Origin of the sequence: Streptomyces subrutilus, from assembly GCF_001746425.1 — a bacterium.
Taxonomy (GTDB): domain Bacteria; phylum Actinomycetota; class Actinomycetes; order Streptomycetales; family Streptomycetaceae; genus Streptomyces; species Streptomyces subrutilus_A.
Genome location: NZ_MEHK01000001.1, coordinates 96,036 through 112,221, shown reverse-complemented (window position 1 = coordinate 112,221; position 16,186 = coordinate 96,036). Strand labels below are relative to the sequence as shown.

At 69.1% G+C, this 16,186-nt stretch carries 15 protein-coding genes and 2 pseudogenes; 13 read left to right on the top strand and 4 right to left on the bottom strand.

The window, feature by feature from the left end; translation table 11 throughout:
* Positions 1-351: 351 nt before the first annotated feature.
* Together BGK67_RS39685 and BGK67_RS01545 are read right to left on the bottom strand one after the other, a co-directional pair.
* A complete protein-coding gene (locus BGK67_RS39685) occupies positions 352-1,779 on the bottom strand; it encodes a DEAD/DEAH box helicase family protein (RefSeq protein ID WP_244291095.1) in 1,428 nt (475 codons plus the stop codon).
* 108 nt (positions 1,780-1,887) lie between these two features.
* A complete protein-coding gene (locus tag BGK67_RS01545; protein WP_069918173.1) occupies positions 1,888-2,388 on the bottom strand; it encodes a hypothetical protein in 501 nt (166 codons plus the stop codon).
* Positions 2,389-3,395: 1,007 nt separating this feature from the next.
* On the opposite strand from BGK67_RS01545, the gene BGK67_RS37170 reads away from it, so the two are divergent.
* From BGK67_RS37170 to BGK67_RS01515, 7 genes and pseudogenes are all read left to right on the top strand, one after another.
* Positions 3,396-3,617, top strand: a complete 222-nt coding sequence (locus tag BGK67_RS37170; RefSeq protein ID WP_244291533.1) for a hypothetical protein — start codon at positions 3,396-3,398, stop codon at positions 3,615-3,617.
* An 860-nt stretch (positions 3,618-4,477) separates the two neighbouring features.
* Positions 4,478-4,915, top strand: coding sequence for an ML domain-containing protein (locus tag BGK67_RS01535; RefSeq protein ID WP_069918171.1), 438 nt, complete (start codon positions 4,478-4,480; stop codon positions 4,913-4,915).
* Positions 4,916-5,040: 125 nt separating this feature from the next.
* A complete protein-coding gene (gene cspE, locus BGK67_RS01530) occupies positions 5,041-5,244 on the top strand; it encodes a transcription antiterminator/RNA stability regulator CspE (RefSeq protein ID WP_069923539.1) in 204 nt (67 codons plus the stop codon).
* Between the two features lie 702 nt (positions 5,245-5,946).
* The gene (locus BGK67_RS01525; RefSeq protein WP_079153925.1) at positions 5,947-6,276 is read left to right on the top strand and encodes an STAS domain-containing protein; all 330 of its coding nucleotides are present in this window, start codon (positions 5,947-5,949) and stop codon (positions 6,274-6,276) included.
* 447 nt (positions 6,277-6,723) lie between these two features.
* Entirely contained in the window at positions 6,724-7,044 is a 321-nt protein-coding gene (locus BGK67_RS38180; protein ID WP_141753984.1) for a hypothetical protein, read from the top strand.
* 269 nt (positions 7,045-7,313) lie between these two features.
* Positions 7,314-7,575, top strand: a pseudogene (gene tpg / locus BGK67_RS39680) (telomere-protecting terminal protein Tpg); the annotation flags it as partial.
* Between the two features lie 284 nt (positions 7,576-7,859).
* Positions 7,860-8,312, top strand: a complete 453-nt coding sequence (locus BGK67_RS01515) for a ubiquitin-conjugating enzyme E2 (protein ID WP_069918169.1) — start codon at positions 7,860-7,862, stop codon at positions 8,310-8,312.
* A 375-nt stretch (positions 8,313-8,687) separates the two neighbouring features.
* Here the strand turns inward: BGK67_RS01515 and BGK67_RS01510 are convergent, their stop codons facing one another.
* Entirely contained in the window at positions 8,688-10,718 is a 2,031-nt protein-coding gene (locus tag BGK67_RS01510) for a hypothetical protein (RefSeq protein ID WP_069918168.1), read from the bottom strand.
* A 236-nt stretch (positions 10,719-10,954) separates the two neighbouring features.
* Between BGK67_RS01510 and BGK67_RS01505 the strand changes: the two genes are divergently transcribed.
* The gene (locus tag BGK67_RS01505) at positions 10,955-11,392 is read left to right on the top strand and encodes a hypothetical protein (protein WP_069918167.1); all 438 of its coding nucleotides are present in this window, start codon (positions 10,955-10,957) and stop codon (positions 11,390-11,392) included.
* Between the two features lie 449 nt (positions 11,393-11,841).
* On the opposite strand, the gene BGK67_RS01500 is transcribed toward BGK67_RS01505, so the two are convergent.
* Complete coding sequence (locus BGK67_RS01500; RefSeq protein ID WP_069918166.1) at positions 11,842-12,261, bottom strand: STAS domain-containing protein; 420 nt, start codon at positions 12,259-12,261, stop codon at positions 11,842-11,844.
* A gap of 186 nt (positions 12,262-12,447) precedes the next feature.
* On the opposite strand from BGK67_RS01500, the gene BGK67_RS39675 reads away from it, so the two are divergent.
* The 5 genes and pseudogenes from BGK67_RS39675 (at position 12,448) to BGK67_RS01480 (ending at position 15,888) form a co-directional block, all read left to right on the top strand.
* On the top strand, positions 12,448-12,687 hold the full coding sequence (locus tag BGK67_RS39675; protein WP_244291094.1) for a helix-turn-helix domain-containing protein: 240 nt from the start codon (positions 12,448-12,450) through the stop codon (positions 12,685-12,687).
* 62 nt (positions 12,688-12,749) lie between these two features.
* Positions 12,750-13,031: pseudogene (locus BGK67_RS39670) on the top strand (telomere-protecting terminal protein Tpg); the annotation flags it as partial.
* A gap of 666 nt (positions 13,032-13,697) precedes the next feature.
* Positions 13,698-14,771, top strand: coding sequence for a YncE family protein (locus BGK67_RS01490; protein ID WP_069918165.1), 1,074 nt, complete (start codon positions 13,698-13,700; stop codon positions 14,769-14,771).
* A 581-nt stretch (positions 14,772-15,352) separates the two neighbouring features.
* Positions 15,353-15,625, top strand: coding sequence for a hypothetical protein (locus BGK67_RS39665; protein WP_244291092.1), 273 nt, complete (start codon positions 15,353-15,355; stop codon positions 15,623-15,625).
* Entirely contained in the window at positions 15,622-15,888 is a 267-nt protein-coding gene (locus BGK67_RS01480; RefSeq protein ID WP_069918164.1) for a hypothetical protein, read from the top strand. The genes BGK67_RS39665 and BGK67_RS01480 overlap by 4 nt, the downstream gene beginning before the upstream one ends.
* Positions 15,889-16,186: the final 298 nt, after the last annotated feature.

Below are 16,186 nucleotides of genomic sequence, written 5' to 3'. Positions count from 1 at the left end.
ACGCCGACCTCGTCTCGGTGTCGTACGGGACGGCGTAGAGGCCGGTGATGTCGTTCTCGCCCGCCACCGCATCAGTGCCTGGTAGCCCTCCAGCCACACCAGGGACTCGGCCGGTACACCCGGGTGCGCAGGAACGCGGCGATCATGGCGCGTCCCGGGGCTGGAGAAGTGCAGCAGCGGACTCGCTGCCGCGTCGGCGCCGTCCTTCTGGCCGTTGCCTCCCTCGCCGCTGGCCCCGACGATCTGCCCGTCCTCGTCACGCCGGACGTGGACCTTGCGCTTCCCGCTCGTGAGGCGCGGGAGCCAGCTGCTCACAGTCGCTCATCATGACTGCGGAGCCCTGGAGGACCGCTACAAGGGGCGGAAGCTGGCAGGCGACCATGTCGGTGGGTCCTCGTTGGGCTCCAGGAACACTGGCACGATGATCCGCGCCACCTTCGTGGAGCCGTCCTTGTTGAGCCTCAGCGCCGGCCGATGTTCTGGACGATCTCGACCTGGAGCCACGGGTGTCGCGAAGCACACCGCCTCGACTCCCCGCTCGCCGTGATGTCGACCCCTCACCGAGGACGCGAACGCTGGCGAGGAACGCCGGTGCACCGGCGGCTGTTCGCGTCGATGCCGTTGGCGAACTGGCGCAGGACCTCGCGGCGTTCGGCCACGAGGTGGTCGCCGCACAGCCAGGCCGACCAGACGCGGTCCGGGGGACGTGGCGGCCGCCTCCAGCTCGTAGAACTCGCCTCGATCGACGACTTGGCAGCTGTCGCGGCGCCAGGTCGGCGTCGGAGGCGTCGTGACGTACAGCTCGCAGCGTCTCCGGCAGCTTCTCCGCGAACGCGGCGCCTCCTCCACCTTCTGGTGGAACGTCATGACCGTACGCAGGTTGTACGCCGCGCGTGCTCCAGGAGCGCGGTCTGCAGCAGGCCAGGCGCCGGCCCCGCCGCGCTCCTCCGACTCCCCAGGACGGGGGAGGGGTCGCGGATCTCCAGGACGTCGATCTCGAACCCGGCGAGGATCCCGCTCGATCGCCTCGCTCAGACCCAGCTCCGCGAGCCACGCGCCGTACGTGCCGTCCGGGTCGTCTGCCATGGACGCGATCTCCGCATCTTGGCCGTCCGCACCCCGCTGCGGTCGGGCCGCGGCGAGGATGCGCGGGGTCGCGGTCAGGTAGAGCCGGAAGTCCGCCGGGATACGGGCGTTGTCGTGGATCGCCGCCCACGGCCGCCCAAGATCACCGGCGGTTCCGTGGGCCTCATCCACGATCGCGAGGTCGAACGGGGCCATCTGCTGCCCGTACAGGCGCTCCCCGCCCGCCAGAGCGGCCTCCAGCGGCCCACGCGTCTTCCGCTGGTCCACCGGGGCGTCGATGTTCTCGCGGTCCACCAGGGAGGCGTACGTGGCGAACACGACGATCGGTCCGTGCCCGGCCCACAGGGCGAGCTGGATCGGATTGGTGGTGGTGCGCACGCCCAGCTCGCCCAGCACGGGGTCGTTCTCCAGCGAGCAGACCGCGACCATCGGGGCCCGGTGGCCTACCAGGCGCCACGCCTGGGCGGTCTGCGCGAGCAGGTCCAGGGTCGGCACGGTGACGAGGATTCGGCCGCCCGCGAAGCTCTCCAGCGCGCACGAGGCGGCCGTGATCGTCTTGCCCGAGCCGGTCGCGGACACGATCGTGCCTCGGGCTCCCTGCGGGGGCACAGATGACCTTGCAGGGAATCCCACCCACTTCCGAAATGCTGATTTCTGGTCGACCTGGTGTTCCTTGAGCTGAATCCCAGACATTTCCTATCCTCCCCTGATGCCTAAGCCGACGGGTTTTCGACGATCGGGTGGGGGTGAGCGGGTGGGGCGTCCCTCGTCGACTACTGGCGGGCCCGAGCCCCGGGGCGTCTACTGCTCGGCAGTGATGGAACCTTGGATCCGGCGAACCCACTCCCGGCTGCGGCCCGCTCCGTGGGCGATGTCGACCTGAGGCATGTTCATGCGAATCGCCGACCGAGTGACGCTTTCCAGCCGCTGCTTCGCGTTGCTGATCGCCCTCTGCGCGCTGGCTGCCTTCTCTTCCGCCTGCTTCTTCTCCTCCTCGAACCCCTTGATGTCGGCGCTGATCTCGGTGAGCAGCTGGTGGGTGGCCTCCCACTGGCGGTCGGTGCCGATGGAGGAGGTGGCCAGGGCGACGCCGGTGACCGCGCCGTTGTAGACCTGCACCTGGACCAGGGGAACCGGCGCGTCGCCGGCACCCTCCAGCAGGGTCCTGTAGGTGGTGTCCAGAACGTCGGAGGCAAGCTTGCCGGCGCTGTTGTAGCCCTCTTCGTCGGATGCGGTGAAATCGACGCGCCAGGTGCGGCCCTTGTCAGTGCTGGTCTGAACTGTGAAGACGAATGGGGACACTAGGGGTCCTTTCGTTGGCGTAAATGCCAACTCTAATCACTTTGTTGGCGTTAGGGCAAACGATTTTCATACGTTGGTGTCCCGTCCGAAGCAGGCGGCCGCCCCCGGGCGCCCGCGGAGGCTCTCATGGTTCGGCCCACCGCTGCCCGCCCTCCTCGACCGGCACGTCCTCCTCGGCCTTGCCCAGGCCGCAGTGCGCCTCGGCGTCCGCCGCAGCGACTTCGACCAGGTGGTGCGTCTGGGTTGGCTGTCCCGGGTCGGGCTCCGTGGACGTCGACTACAAGCGGCAGGGCGGGGTGACCACGGTCCCCCTCTGCTCAGCCGAGGAGGTCGCGCTCCTGGAGGTGGTTCGGCCCTCGGTGGACTGGCGGGCTGTGCGCACCGTGGCGGCGGGCCGCCGCTCCCCGCTCGCCGCCCTTGACCCGATCGCCCCGGGCCGGGATAGGGCGTTCCTGGCGGAGGTGGCGCCGATCGCCAGGGTGGGCCGGGCCGCGGTAGTGAACTGGCGCCGCCGACACTCCGACTTCCCCCCTCCGGTGGCCGGCACGGACGTGCACCCGCAGTTCGATCGCCGCCAGGTCGCCGCCTGGCTCCTCACCCACGACAAGATCGGGGTACCCACGGGGCCGACCGTCGCCTCGGTGCTGCTGGCGGGTACCGGTGGCGCCACGCACCGGTTCCGCCTGGATGACCCGTTGCGGCCGTACCTCGACGGTTCCTGCGTGGGCCGCTGCCAACCTCGGTGGCGGTCCGCGCAGTCGTGTGTCTGCCACCGGCCCCGGCCGTGGATACCAGCGCCGTGGGTCGGGCGGGGTGGGGCGACGCCGGTGTGGCCGGCCGGCCTTTCGGGGGTATCTGCCGCGCCTGCTTGGGCGTCGCGTGCGGTGCGAGCGTCTCGGACCCCGCCTGATCCGCGGGGAACCACCCGTGGTGGCTGGGCCCAAGTCGGATCCCCCACACAGCAGCGGGGCGGCCGCCGGGTTCGGTGTGGCGGCCCCGCTGCTGTGGTGCTGCCTGAGGTCGAGAGCCCCTGCTCATGGTGGGGGTCCCGCGACGTCCTCGATATCACGGTGGTCTGCCCGGACCTGGTTGCCGAGGTCAGCGCGGATCGTGCCATCGACCATGGCGGCGTCTTCCGGCATCCGCTGCGCTTCAAGCGGCTGCGCCTTGATGTGACGGTGGTGGACGTGCCGCGCTTTGGGCAGGGCCCTGTTGCCGCGGCCGGCTGACGCCGGGTTCGTGCGCGGCAGGTGCGTCGCACGTGTACGCCGAGTACGAGTACGAGATGGCCCAGGCGTACCCCGAGGCCATTGAGGTCGCCCAGGCCGATTTCGCCGCGCTCCACCAGCGATCAGTACCGTTTTTCTGATCCCAGATCACCGGAACGCGGACCATGCGATCTCATGGCCGCCAACGGCCTGCACTGCTTCAGAGGAGGCCGAGCGCGGCGACGATGGCGGCGACGCCGAGGGCCAGGGGTTCGGTAACGGAAAGCAGCATTTCAACCTCTTAGGTGAGAAGGGTCCGTACGCAGAACACCATGTTCCCTCGGCTCCGCCCTTGGTGAGCCCGGGTGGTTGTCGAGGTCGCCCGAAAGAGCGCTTCGGGGCATCCGGGTGTCCTAGAGGGGAGGGCTGCGGACAGCCTGTGGTGAGGGTGAGAGGTCGATCACGCGAACATCGTCGTGAACGCCGCGGCGGCTGTCGCGAGGCCGGAGGGAAGGCCAGCGTGTCCATCCCGACAGAACTGGGCTATCTGCGGCGGGAAGGCGCGGGGCGGTCGGCGCCCGCTCCGGTTCCCAAGGGGCGGCGGCCGGGGGAGCGGGGTACCGCGGGTCCCTCGGGCGCGGTGCCGGCACCTGGGGCCGGCTCGGCGGCGAGACGGACCCGCCGGCCGACCGTGGGCTGCGCGGGTCGGGGGTCACTGTCATGGATGTGAGAGATCGAGGTCTGTCCACTGTCGTTGAGCGAGAGACGCGCAGGTCATGTGCTGACACGAAAGCGAGAGATCGGAGCTGCGCACCGGGCCGGCTGCCCGCGGTTTACGCGACTATCGCTACGCTGCGACGCTGACCCGATACGCTTCGTGTATGAGTGGATTCAGCTACAGAGACCAGGGCCTTCCGACGGACCCGCTGCAAATCCAGCACATCAGCATCACGCCGGACCCGCCGAAGCAAGGCGCCGTCCTGAAGGCCGTCATCACGGCGACCGTCCAGGAGGAGATGACAGACGGCGCGTACATCGACGTCACCGTCAAGCTGGGCCTGATCAAGTTGTTCTCGAAGACGTACAACCTGTTCGAGAAGCTGAAGGGCGACACCTCCGAGGGATGGAGCCTGACCGCCACCCCCGGGGTCGCGGGCGAGCCCATCAAGCCCGGCGACATCGAGCTGACCCTCACCAGGGACCTCAAGGACGTCCCGCATGCCAAGTTCACCGTGCAGGCGCGCGCTTTTACCGCCGCTGACGATGACCTGGCCGCCATCGACTTCACGGTTGACCTCATGGCGCCGCCCGCAGGCTGAGCACGGCGTACGCCGCCGCTTCGGTTCTCCGTGATCATGGTTTGACCCCTTGGTGGCTGGGGAGGATGGGCGCGTGGCCGGGTGCGGATATTGCGTGCGGCATCGTCTTTTGTGAGGGGTTGGGTATGGCTCAGGGCACTGTGAAGTGGTTCAACGGGGAGAAGGGGTTCGGGTTCATTTCCCCGGATGATGGCGGAGCGGACGTCTTCGTGCACTTCAGCGCGATCCAGGGTGATGGGTTCAGGAACCTGGAGGAGAACCAGCGGGTCGAGTTCGAGGTGAGCCAGGGGCAGCGCGGTCCGCAGGCCGACCAGGTGCGGGCCCTCTGAGCTGCTGCCAGCCTGGCCGCGCGGAGCGCGGTCAAGGCCTGGAGGCGAACCGTAGGGCCCCCAGGGTGGGGGAGCGCAGCGGACCCGCTTAATGGGCCGAAGGCCTGGACCCCGTGAAACGGGGTCATCTCCCGCCCGCAGAGCGGGCAATCCATGGGCCCGCGAAGCGGGCCCACCCCGGTGGAGCGAAGCGGAACCGGGGCAGTCTGAAGCGAAGCGCAGGACTCCGACCCGAAGGGCCGGCCCTGCTCGGCGGAGCCGAGCCCGCCGAGCGCAGCGAGGCGGTTCAGTCCCCAACGCGCAGCGTTGGGGACCCACTCCGCGCGGGGAGCGCGCACCGCCGGACGCTCTTCCTGGTCACCTTCCCCATCCTCCTGCCCTGTGGATCGGCCCGGGAGTAGGCGACACTGGCTCCGGGTCCGGCGGCGTGCCAACGTCCGGCCGATGCTGCCGCCGCCGGGCTCCGCCTCTCACCTGCGGCCCCCCGTACGCCGTATGTACGTGATATGTGCGGTTCGGAGGGGGGCGTGGCCCCCCGCTCCCGGCCCCTCCGCCCGGCCCGCCTGGCCCCGCTCCCCCCGGGCGCAGTCGGAGAGAGCCTGATTTTCTGACCTGCGACAACCTGCGTTGTCCGCGCCGGTATGTTGTCCGCGGGTGGCGGCGCCGCAGGGGCGCCGCAGGCAGATATTGGGGAGTGCGCAGGTGGAGCAGCAGGTCCGGGTCCTACCCGATGAGGACGGTGTCCGCGTCATCGTCTGCACGGGCGACTTCGACCAGGACACCCTGGGCCCCCTCGACCAGGCCTGCACAGCCGCCGTGGACGCTCCCGGCGTCCGGCGCATCGTCCTGGACGTCACCCAGGTCGGCTTTGCCGACTCCTCCATGCTCAACCAGATCATCCGCATCCTGCGCACCGGCCGCCTGGTCATGGCCGGCCCCGTTCCCCCGCAACTGGGATGGCTCCTGGACCTCACCCAGGTTCGCGCAGTGCTCCCCACCGCCGACGGCGTCGAGGCAGCGCGCGCCCTGTAGAGGGAGCCGGTGCCCGCCCGCCCGGCCGCCGGTCCGCTCCCGGCCCCCGCCCCGCCCGCCGGCCGCTCCGGCACCGTCCCCGCCGCGTTCGCCCCTGGCCTGGCCTGGCCTGGCCCGGCCCGGCCTGGCCCGCTCCGCGTTCGGCCGGCCCGGCCCCGCTCGGCGTTCGGCCCTGCGCCGCTCCGCGCTCCACCCCGGCCCCTGCTGCACCCCCGCTCCGGCTCCCGGCTCCGGCGCCGCTTATGTGGCAGAAGACAACAGAAGACGATCAAGCGCCTGCGGCGCGAGCCGCTGGTGACGCCCGTAGGGCTACTGCGGGTTATAGCGCGCGAGGCAGCGTGGGCGGCTGCGCCGCGTCCGACGGCGCTGGCGCGCCGGAGCAGGGTTCGCCTCGCCTCGCGCCGCCTCGCCTCGCCGCTACCGCCCGTAGCGGTCAAGGGGTAGTCAGTGCCTGTTGAGTACGTCGCTACTGTTTCCCTGTCGTCGTCCGGGGTGACTCCGGACTGGATGAGGGGTGGGCAAGTGGAAAAAACCTGGTTCGAAAAGGTGTTCCGCAGGAGACCGCACCCGGTGCTGCGCCTGCTGGGGAACCTCGCCGAAGGCGTAGGCCAGCTAGCCTTCGCAATCATCGTGATCACGCATTTTCACAGTGCCTGGCGGTGGCTTGTTGTCGCGATCGGGCTCTTGGGGATGGTCGGCTCTGGCCGGGGCGTGGTCTTGGCGATGCAAGACCTTCGGCGGCGCGACGCCGCCCTGACGCCGGAGTGACGAAGTGCGAATCTGAGTGAGGGTGTCATGGTGCTGCGGTGGGTGTCACTGGGTGGTTGTGTGCGTCTGGCCTGGGGTGTTGTTCCAGGTGGCGTCATCGGTGTGAACGGATGCGGCGGTGGCACCGGATGGGCGTCAGCAGGAGGGGCAGGGCTGTCCCTGCTGATGCCGCGCAGCGATAGCGATCATGGCTGTCACGAGGTGACCAAGCTGCTGCCGCCAGGCGCCTATCGCGGGATGGCTGGCTGCCATGGGCGTGCCTGTTCACAACCGCCGCGCCCGGGAGCACCGACGACGCCCGCCTGCGCCACCTGACCGTCGCCCTGCCGCCCCAGTACGTTCGACGCCCAGGAGGTCGGCGCCTCCGAGCAACAGCTTCGCGACATCGCCGCCGAAGCCCTCCAGGACGTCTACTTCCGCGACGGCGGCCGCCGCGCCGACGGGCTGCTGGTGGAGTTCACCGACGTCGAACACATCGCCTTCGACCTCTGGCCACTGGCCGGGGCAGGGCGGCAAGAGGCAACGGGTTGAGCCGAAGCACGGTAGTTGTCACTGAGGCAGGTTTGTTGTCACCAGAACTCTCACGCTGGTCCGCTGGGCTGTCCGTCCAACGTCAATGAGAGTTGACCTTTGGCAGTGGAGCTTGACGATCGGCGCGGTGGCGTCATGAAGGTTGAGTGCGCTGGTCAAACGCTGGAGTCCAGGCCGATGCGGATCTCCGCCTTGAGCACGCACACGTGTCTTCGCGCGCGCTGGGCTCACTGGTTGCGAGATCATCGCTGATGTACCAGTTCGCAAGGAGGGACGGAACAGTCGTGACCAGTGCTGAGAGCAGGCTGCAGAAGGAAATCCAGACGCTGCATGGCTCGGGGGCCACGGAGGTGAAGGTGTTCCCATGCATTGATGGGGATACGCTCCGGTGGAGGGCGGAACTGCTGCCGCCAGAAGAGTCTATGTTCCACGGCCGACATTTCATGGTGGAGATCACCGTGCCTGACACCTACCCGTACGTCCCGCCGCGGATGCAATTCAGTACACCGCTCTACCACCCGAACGTCACCACTGACGGTGCGATCGTCATGAGCCGCTTGGGGAAGGACTGGAGCCCGGCACTCAGCATCGAGAAGATCTTGATGGATGTGCTGACGTTGCTGGACGCCCCCGAGATGAACGACCCAGTGCGGGCCGACGCAGCTGATCTGTACGCGAAGTCCCGAGAGGATTACTGCCGAACAGCCCGCGAAGCCACAGAGCCCTACGCAGTCTGACTCGCCCACGCAGACAAGATCCGGGAGACCGACATGGAGTAGGCGGCGCGAGGAGAGGTTCTGCCACCTCACTCCGGCGTCGCCTACTCCAGCTTCGGCAGCCCAGACATCAGGTGAGGCGTCGGAGTCGGTTGAAGCCCGGTCCGCTACGCGTGCTGCTGGTGACAGGTAGTGCGCCGATCTGGTGACAACCGCCGTGCTTCGCCCGGTCAAAGCCACAGGTCAGCGGATGCCGGTGGTGACAACTACCGTGCTTCGGCTCACGGGTGGGGTGATGGCGGCCCGGGCAGGGCGGCTCCGCCGGTGGTTCGCTCGCGTGGTGGCGTGCGTGGGCCCTGGCGGAGCCTTGAGGCCGGCCCCGGTGACTTTCAGGGCTTAGGCGGGTTCGGCGCGGCGGTACATGACGTACATGTGGTCGCCGAGGGCGGCGAGGGAGGGCTGGTCCATCATGCGGATGGTGTCCCAGCCCAGCCAGAGGAACATCATCCAGTTACGCTCGTTGGCGGGTGCGCTGTTCACCTCCAGTTTGCCCTTGATGCTGCGACTGGCGACGTAGACCCGCCCGCCGCCTTCGGCGGCCGCCGGCCCGTGCTCGGTGTCGTCGTTCCAAGGGTCGGGGCCGTACATGTCGTTCTCCCAGTCGGGATAATCCGGAAAATTCCGATCTCCGGGTTCGACGGTGTCCGTAATGATCGTGGGGTGCGTGGAGGTGCGGTAGGCGACCTTGAGTCTGCCTTGGTGGAAGAGGACGGCCGGCCCGCTTGTGGTGACGGGCCCGGTGGTGGCGACGGTGGGGGGGAAGCCGTCACCCTCCACACGCATCTTGCCGGTGGCGTCGTCGCGGAAGACCACCACGGAACCGTCGGGGGCAAGGCCCGGGCCGTACAGCCACGAGTTACCGCGGGCCTTCTGGCGGGGACCCCAGGTGGTGCCGTCGTAGTCGCTGATGACGACGGCACCGTCGTCCTCAAGGTCCGAGAAGGCGCACCGCAGTGTGCCGTTGCGGACGGCGGCGGAGGGCTGGCAGGCGGTGTGGAAGTCACCGACCTCAACGGGCTGGGTCCAGGTGGGGCCCTGCAGGTGGCTGATCATCAGGTGCTGGTCGCCGGGGCGGGAGAAGAAGGCGTACAGCGTGCCGTCGTGGGCCACCAGGCACGGAGCGCTCTCGCTGCGCCATCCCAGTGGCACCGGGACCGCGGCCATGGGTCCGTTCTCGTGTTCTCCCAGGGGAAAGCGGGTCATCTCGATCGTGCCGACGGGCCAGGTGGGCCGGTCCCCCTCGCTCCTGATCTTCAGGACATGCCGGCCGTCCCCGTCGAAGGTAAACCTGTGTCTGGGGGAGTTGCTGAGGTGCATCCTGGCCACCTGGTTGAAGTCCATCAGGATGCTGCGTTCGGCCGAGAGGTCGTCGTAGTTGCGCAGCTTCTCCGAGATGAGCAGGAACATCTTGCCGATCTCGAAGCTCACCCCGACCCAGACGGGCAGCACACCGAGGAAGCTGTCGATGAGCAGAAGGGTTTCCAGGGAGGCGGCCGCCTCCCTCAGCGCCTTGATCAGGGCCGTGTCCCATTCGCTGCTGCTCTGGTCCGCTTCCCAGCACTGGATCGCCACGCCGACGAACTGGCCCATGGGGGCGTCGTAGAGGGTGGTTTTGTAGAAGTGGCGGGTCTCGCCCTTCTTCATCGAACCGAACTCTTCTGAGCGGTAGGCGCCCTGGCCGGCGGCGGCCGCGGTCCAGTAGATCTCGTCCTTGCCGCCGCCCTGGTCCCCGACCGCCCGCTCCACCTTGAAGCTGTCCAGCACCAGCTTCACCCGGAACGACGCGGCCACGCCCGGGCCCCCACCGGCCCCGTCCGGCGTGTTCTCCTGGGCTCCCGGGGCATCGGCCATGGGTTCGGCGGGCGGGGCGAACGCGGTGATCCCGAGCTTGCGCTCCTTGCACACCGCGATGAACGCCTCGCTGTCCGAACCCTCTTCCGCGGCCTCGAACGCATCCACCACACGGACGTTGGGAGCCGCCAGCGCCTCGTCGACGACCTGGGAGAAATCCCGGCGCAGGTCCGCCACTGCGTATCCCTCGCCCACGCTCCGCCCCGTGATCACCTTGGGCACCAGCGCCGCCCGCCCCTGGGCGGTCACCACCTCCCGGTACACCCGGCCCCACTCGCGGATCTCGGCATCCGGGATCGCCGGAGCGACCGCGTCCAGCAGCAGCCGCTCCAGATCTGTGGGGGTGCGGCCTTGGCGCAGCCGGTCCGCACCGTGCAGCAGCGCGCCGATCAGCACGTTGCCGTACGGTCCCGACTCCAGCGCCTGCACCAGCCGGTCCGGCTCCCCCGTTCCCGTCAGCTGGGCCCGCAGCCGCTCCAGCCGCTCCTGCTCCGTCGACTTCACCCTGTCCGCCACCGCACAGCCTCCCGCGCACCCAGCCTGCCCGGAGCCGGAAAGCCCCAGCCAGCAGATGCTAGAGCTCCTGACCGACCTTTCACCCCAGAAAGGATTAAGAAGGCAAAAATTGACCCAGAAGGCTATTTTTATCGCCCATTCCTTGCTTGGCGCCGCAAGGCCGCAATCCCCTCCTCTCCCTACTACGGTGATCTTCGTAAGGGCACTTCCCCGATCACCTAGGAGACGAGTCCGCCATGTCCCCGACGATCACCCCCGGATCCTGGTCTGAAAACTTCACCGGCGATCACGAGTTCACCACCGCATCCAACGAGTTCCTGATCGGCCGCGAGGGCGGCGACACACCTCGCTACCGGTCGGGCAAGTGCGCGGATAACGGTCAGCAGCTGACCTTGCTCGACGAGCAGTGGTCGGAGGCCGTGCCCGTTGGTACCGCCTACACGGCCCCCACGGGCAGGGCACTGACCGGAGTCCGTGTGAGCGGCAGCGACGCGTTCTACCAAACGCGGAAGTCCGTTGACGCCTGGGGCGAATCGTCTCAGATCGGGCGTGCCGGCTGGTCCTCGGAGCAGCCCGAGAAGGACGAGTTCACCGCCCCCGCCAACAGGATCCTCACCGGCGTCCACCGGCTCAACGACGGAACCGTCCGGTACCAGTCCGGCCACATCTTCTAAGGTCGCTCCGCCGAACACCGACTGGTCCTCCGCCTCCGCACCGCCACCTATGAAACGGGGAGTGGATACCGGGGTGGCAACGGGCGTGAGCTGCTCGTTATCCACCCCGGCCATTCCCGCTGGCGACGCCTGTGTTCCGGTGTCCGCTTCTGTGTCCCAGGTTGTGCTCTCGTGAAGCCGCAGATCAACCGGCCTTTTGTGGCGAACGGGTGAGGGCGGCAGACGCCCGGCGGGCCACGGCCGGGTCCACGGAGGTGAACGGCTGGACGCCGAGGTGCCTGCCGGCACCCGGACGGGGTTCGCCCTGCGGGAGCAGACCGAGCTCTTGGGCAACGCCGTCGGCCCACCGCCCATCCGGACCCGGGCTGCCCTGCAGCTGGCGGGCAACCTGCCGACGACGTCGGGGTGCCCTCCCCGTAGCCAAGGACGTCACGGGGCTGGCGGGGCCTCTACGCGCGAGGCAGCCATCCGGAAGGCAGCCACCCGGCAGTGAAGTCCACCAGGTCCCGGGAGGGCTGAGCGCGCTGTTCGAGCATCCGGCGGAAGCCCGCGACGGCGTACCGCTCGCCGGTGGCCGAGCCGCGCCCGCAGATGCCGGCGACGTCGGCCATGAGCTGCTGGGGCTGGGGCTGCCAGCCGATGACCGTGACGCGCAGGCCCAGGCTCTCCGCCCGCCGGTGCAGGGCCAGGAGGTGAAGCAGGCCGGCGGCGTCCATGGACATCGCGCCGTGCAGGTCGACCGTGAGGTCCCGCTCGTCGGCGGTGACGTCGTCCAGCGCCCGCTGGAGCGCTGCGCCCGCGTCCTGGTCGAGTGCCCCGGTGACGTTGACCAGGACCGTGCCGTGGCGCTGGACGTTCGTGGTGATCAATGCGCTCTCCTTCCGCCCGGGGCGCCGGGGCCCTCGGGGCTCCCCATCGTGGCGCGGCGTTCCCCTGGACGGGTGCGAGGCTCGCTGACGCTCCGACACCAACCTGGACATTGCGGCCCCTCCCCCTGAGGTACCGCCCCGGCGACACATCCCTTATCCACAGGGGCGGTCCTGGAGGCTCCAGGGATGAGCAACGACAACACCGCAGTGCGGGCCCTGCTGCGCGACAAGGTCCTTGACGGCCTGCGACGCGCGGAGCGCACCCTGTTCACCCGTCCCGCGCCGAAATCCGCGCGGGCCCAGATGAAATTCCTTCGCACGCGCGAGGCCACCTCAAAGTCCCTGGCGGAGCGCCTGGGGGTCTCCCGTAAGACGGTGGACCGCTACCTCTCCGGAGCCACGAAGAAGCCGCAGAAGCGTCTCTAGGCCGCCTTGGCGCAGGAGACCGAGGCGAGTGGCAACCGCAGGTCAGAGCGCAGGCGAGGCAGCGCGCGGCCAGCTCGGCGGGGCTCGTCATCTCCACCACCGCCTACTTCGGGTTCGGTTCGGAAGGCTCTGACGCGGGCCGGATGCGGGACATCCAGGTCGCCGTATCGCCCTCCCACGCCGCCAGGATCCTCGCCGCCAGGGACGTCGGCGCGACGGACAGCGAGCTGCACGACGCCGTCGCCGAGGCCATAGCGGACGCCTATTTCCGCGTCGAAGGCGGCGGACGCGCGGGCCTGAAGGTGCGCATCGAGGCGGTCGAGCGGTTGGATATCTCGTTTTGACCACGCGGAATTCGCCCCTGCTATAAACCTGGAGCGACAGCCCGCCGTCGTGTACTCGGGCGGCGGGCTCCCTTTTCTTTTCCGTGGTGAAAGCGAGAATGAGCCTTTTCCATCCTCACTCTGAGCTGGTCAGATGCAGGGTGAGGACGGCCTGGACGAGGCTGGTGATCCGGGTGTCTGCCTGCGGCGCTCCGCTTCCTGGAGGACCCGCTTGTGCTTCTGCGGCTTCCGGGGGCCCGCCCGGGCGGGGGCTGAGGTCGCCGGCAAGCAGCCTGGTCAGAGCATTGGGGTAGGCGTTTTCGGCGCACTCGAGCAGGTGCAGGAGGACTGCGGTTCGCACGGGCGGAGATGCAGGTGGGTCAGGGCGCCTGCCGCGCCGGAGACCAGTGCCCGGTGCACAGGGCTCTCGTAGGCTCGTCTGTGCATTTCCGCGAATCGGATCCGGGGTCGTCGAACTGATTGGACTGGGCGGGGAGATAGGCGGTTGTTCGCTTCCGCCGGTGCGCGACTCCTGGTGACGGTCGAAGGCCCAGTGCCATCTCCCGTCGCGTGCTGCTCAGGCTGGCACTCTTCCGGGTGACCGACGTACAGATCCGCTGACGGCTGGTCAGCCGCAGCGGTACACCGGGTGGCACGAGAGACCATCACGTCGATCCGGAGGTCCACGTGCACTTTCAGCGATCCGCTGTACGGCGAACCATCGCGGTAGCCATCACGTTAGGGCTGGCGCTCCTGGCACCCGCGCCTGTCACGGCCGCCCCGCACCCGCCGAAGCCGCACCAGCAGGTCTACGCCTACGTCACCAGCCTCGACGGCCACGTGTACCCGATCGACACGAGGACCAACAAGGTCCAGGGGCTCGGGACCACCGCCGTCGGCGGCGGCCCCGAGCAGGTCGCGGTCACCCCCGACGGCTCCAGTCTCTACGTGACCAACGCCTTCAAGTACGTGTCGGCGGTCAATATCGCCAAGAAGAGCGTCACGGACATCCCCTTCGACAAGGACGAACTCTCTCCCGACCTCCTCTACGGGGAAGCGATCGCCCCGGACGGCAAGCACGTCTACGTGGCCGTCCAGAACCCCTTCGACGGGGACAAGGTGTCGGTGATCGACACCGCCACCAACCAGGTCTCCGCCACCATCAAGACCAGCAGGCCCAACCAGGTGGCGATCAATCCCGGCGGCAAGCACCTCTACGTAGCCGACAGCAAGGGCAGCCTGTCCGTGATCAACACCGCCGACAACCAGGTCATCGCCACCATCCGCCTCAACGAAGCGGCCAACAGCATGGCGGTCACCCCTGACGGCAAGCGCCTCTACGTGACCGGGAACAGCGGCACCATCTCGGTGGTCAACCTCGTGAAGCAGAAGATCGTCCGCACCATCCCCGATGCCGGCACGGGCGGGCTGACGATCAGCCCCAACGGCAAGCGGGCCTACGTGGTCGGCGTCGACAACAAGATCAGGCAGGGCAAGGTGTCGGTGATCAACCTGACCACCGACAAGGTCACCAAGACCATCCCCATCGGCGACATCCCGCCGGACACCGGGGCAGGCAGGTACTTCCGTCCCGCGGAGGTGGCCCTCACCCCCGACGGCAAGAGCGCCTACGTGGTCGGCTCCTACGGCCACGGGACACCCCAGGGAACCGTGTTCGCGATCAACATCGCGACCAACGCCGTGACCCCCATCACCGTCGGCGCCGGCGACACCATGGGGGTAGCCGTCGGTCGACTGTGACGGCGACACGAGCGCTCGGCAGATCCAGGCGCCACGCGGTTCCTGCCGACGAAATCCGAACATGACGCCTTTGCCTCCAACGGCACCCAATCCCTGATGAGCACGACCGATGGCTGGCGGCGGCGCCGCGTCCCCGACGCCCGCGCCCAGGGCCCGCGCACGCCGATCGACCCGGTGAAGATCGGCCGGTCCTCGGTCCGGCGCCGCGCCCGGGGCATGACGCACGGCGAAGCCGCCGCGGCGCTCGCCGATGCCGAGCTGGACGCGCACTTGGACCGCCGGTACGAAGAGGCGGCCGACCACAGCAGCCGCCGCGCGGCCGAGCTCGCCGAGTGGCGCCGCATCGGGCAGTTCCTCGCGGTGACCGGCGGCCCATACGCCCCGGATGACGACGTCGTCGTCCAGGAGGAGCTCGCCGCCGAAGCCGTAGCCCGGGAGGCCGAGCAGCGGGCGGCGGCCCGAGTCGCCGCCCGCGCCGACCAACTTCAGGCGCTCCGTGAGCGGGCACCCTCGAGCAGACCGAACCCCGGGAAGGCGACGAAGCCGCCCGCGACGAGCTCACCCGCCGCGCCGGGTCCTACGTGCAGCCGGACGTCGATGCCTGGCTCGCCCGCGCCCTCGCCGCACACCGGGGCCACTACGCCGCCCCGGCCGCCCGCGAAGCCGCCGCCGGCCTGTTGCACCCGCCGGTCCTCGCCCACGCAGCACTGCTCACCGTCCTCGTCCAGCTCGTCCCCGGCGCCGACGTCGACCAGCTGCCCTTCGCGGCCCGGCTCGCCGCCGCCGACTCCGAGGCCGTCGGCGATCTCGCCGCGTTCCTCACCCGCGCGCTCACCGCGGGGAGCCCGGCATGAACCACGACCAGGAGCACGACGTCGTCGTGGTCTGGGAGGAGCACTCCGCCATCGGCCATCGCTACGAGGAACTGCGCGCCGACGGGACGGTCGACGCCTGGACGAAGCCTCCCTTCGGCGAGACCCGTTTCCCCGGCGAGGACGACCCCGACCACAACCCGATCTGCGACTGCCCCGGACAGTGGCCGCTCGCCTTCTGCCTGGAGTGCGCCGGCTGCGCCAACTGCGGGCAGTGCCCGTGCAGCCGCCCGCGCCTGCTGTGAGTCACCCGGAGCGACAACAACACCCCTCACAGCCTGCCGCGCACCAGGCTGTGAGGTCACGGCAAAGTGCCCTCGTATGTCCTATTGGCCTATGTGGTGGCAGCCTGTTTTCCCAGGTGGCCAGGATCGCGAGGGTGTTGTGAGCCGGGGTATGTGGGCACCTGTCCTGTCTCACCGATGGTTGACCGGTCTCACCCAGCTTTGACGACCTGCCTGTTCGTCTCATCCAACTTTGATTACTGCGGGTCCCGCCCACCGCCCCAGTGCGAGACCGTCCCACCCCGCAAGGAGCTCCCGC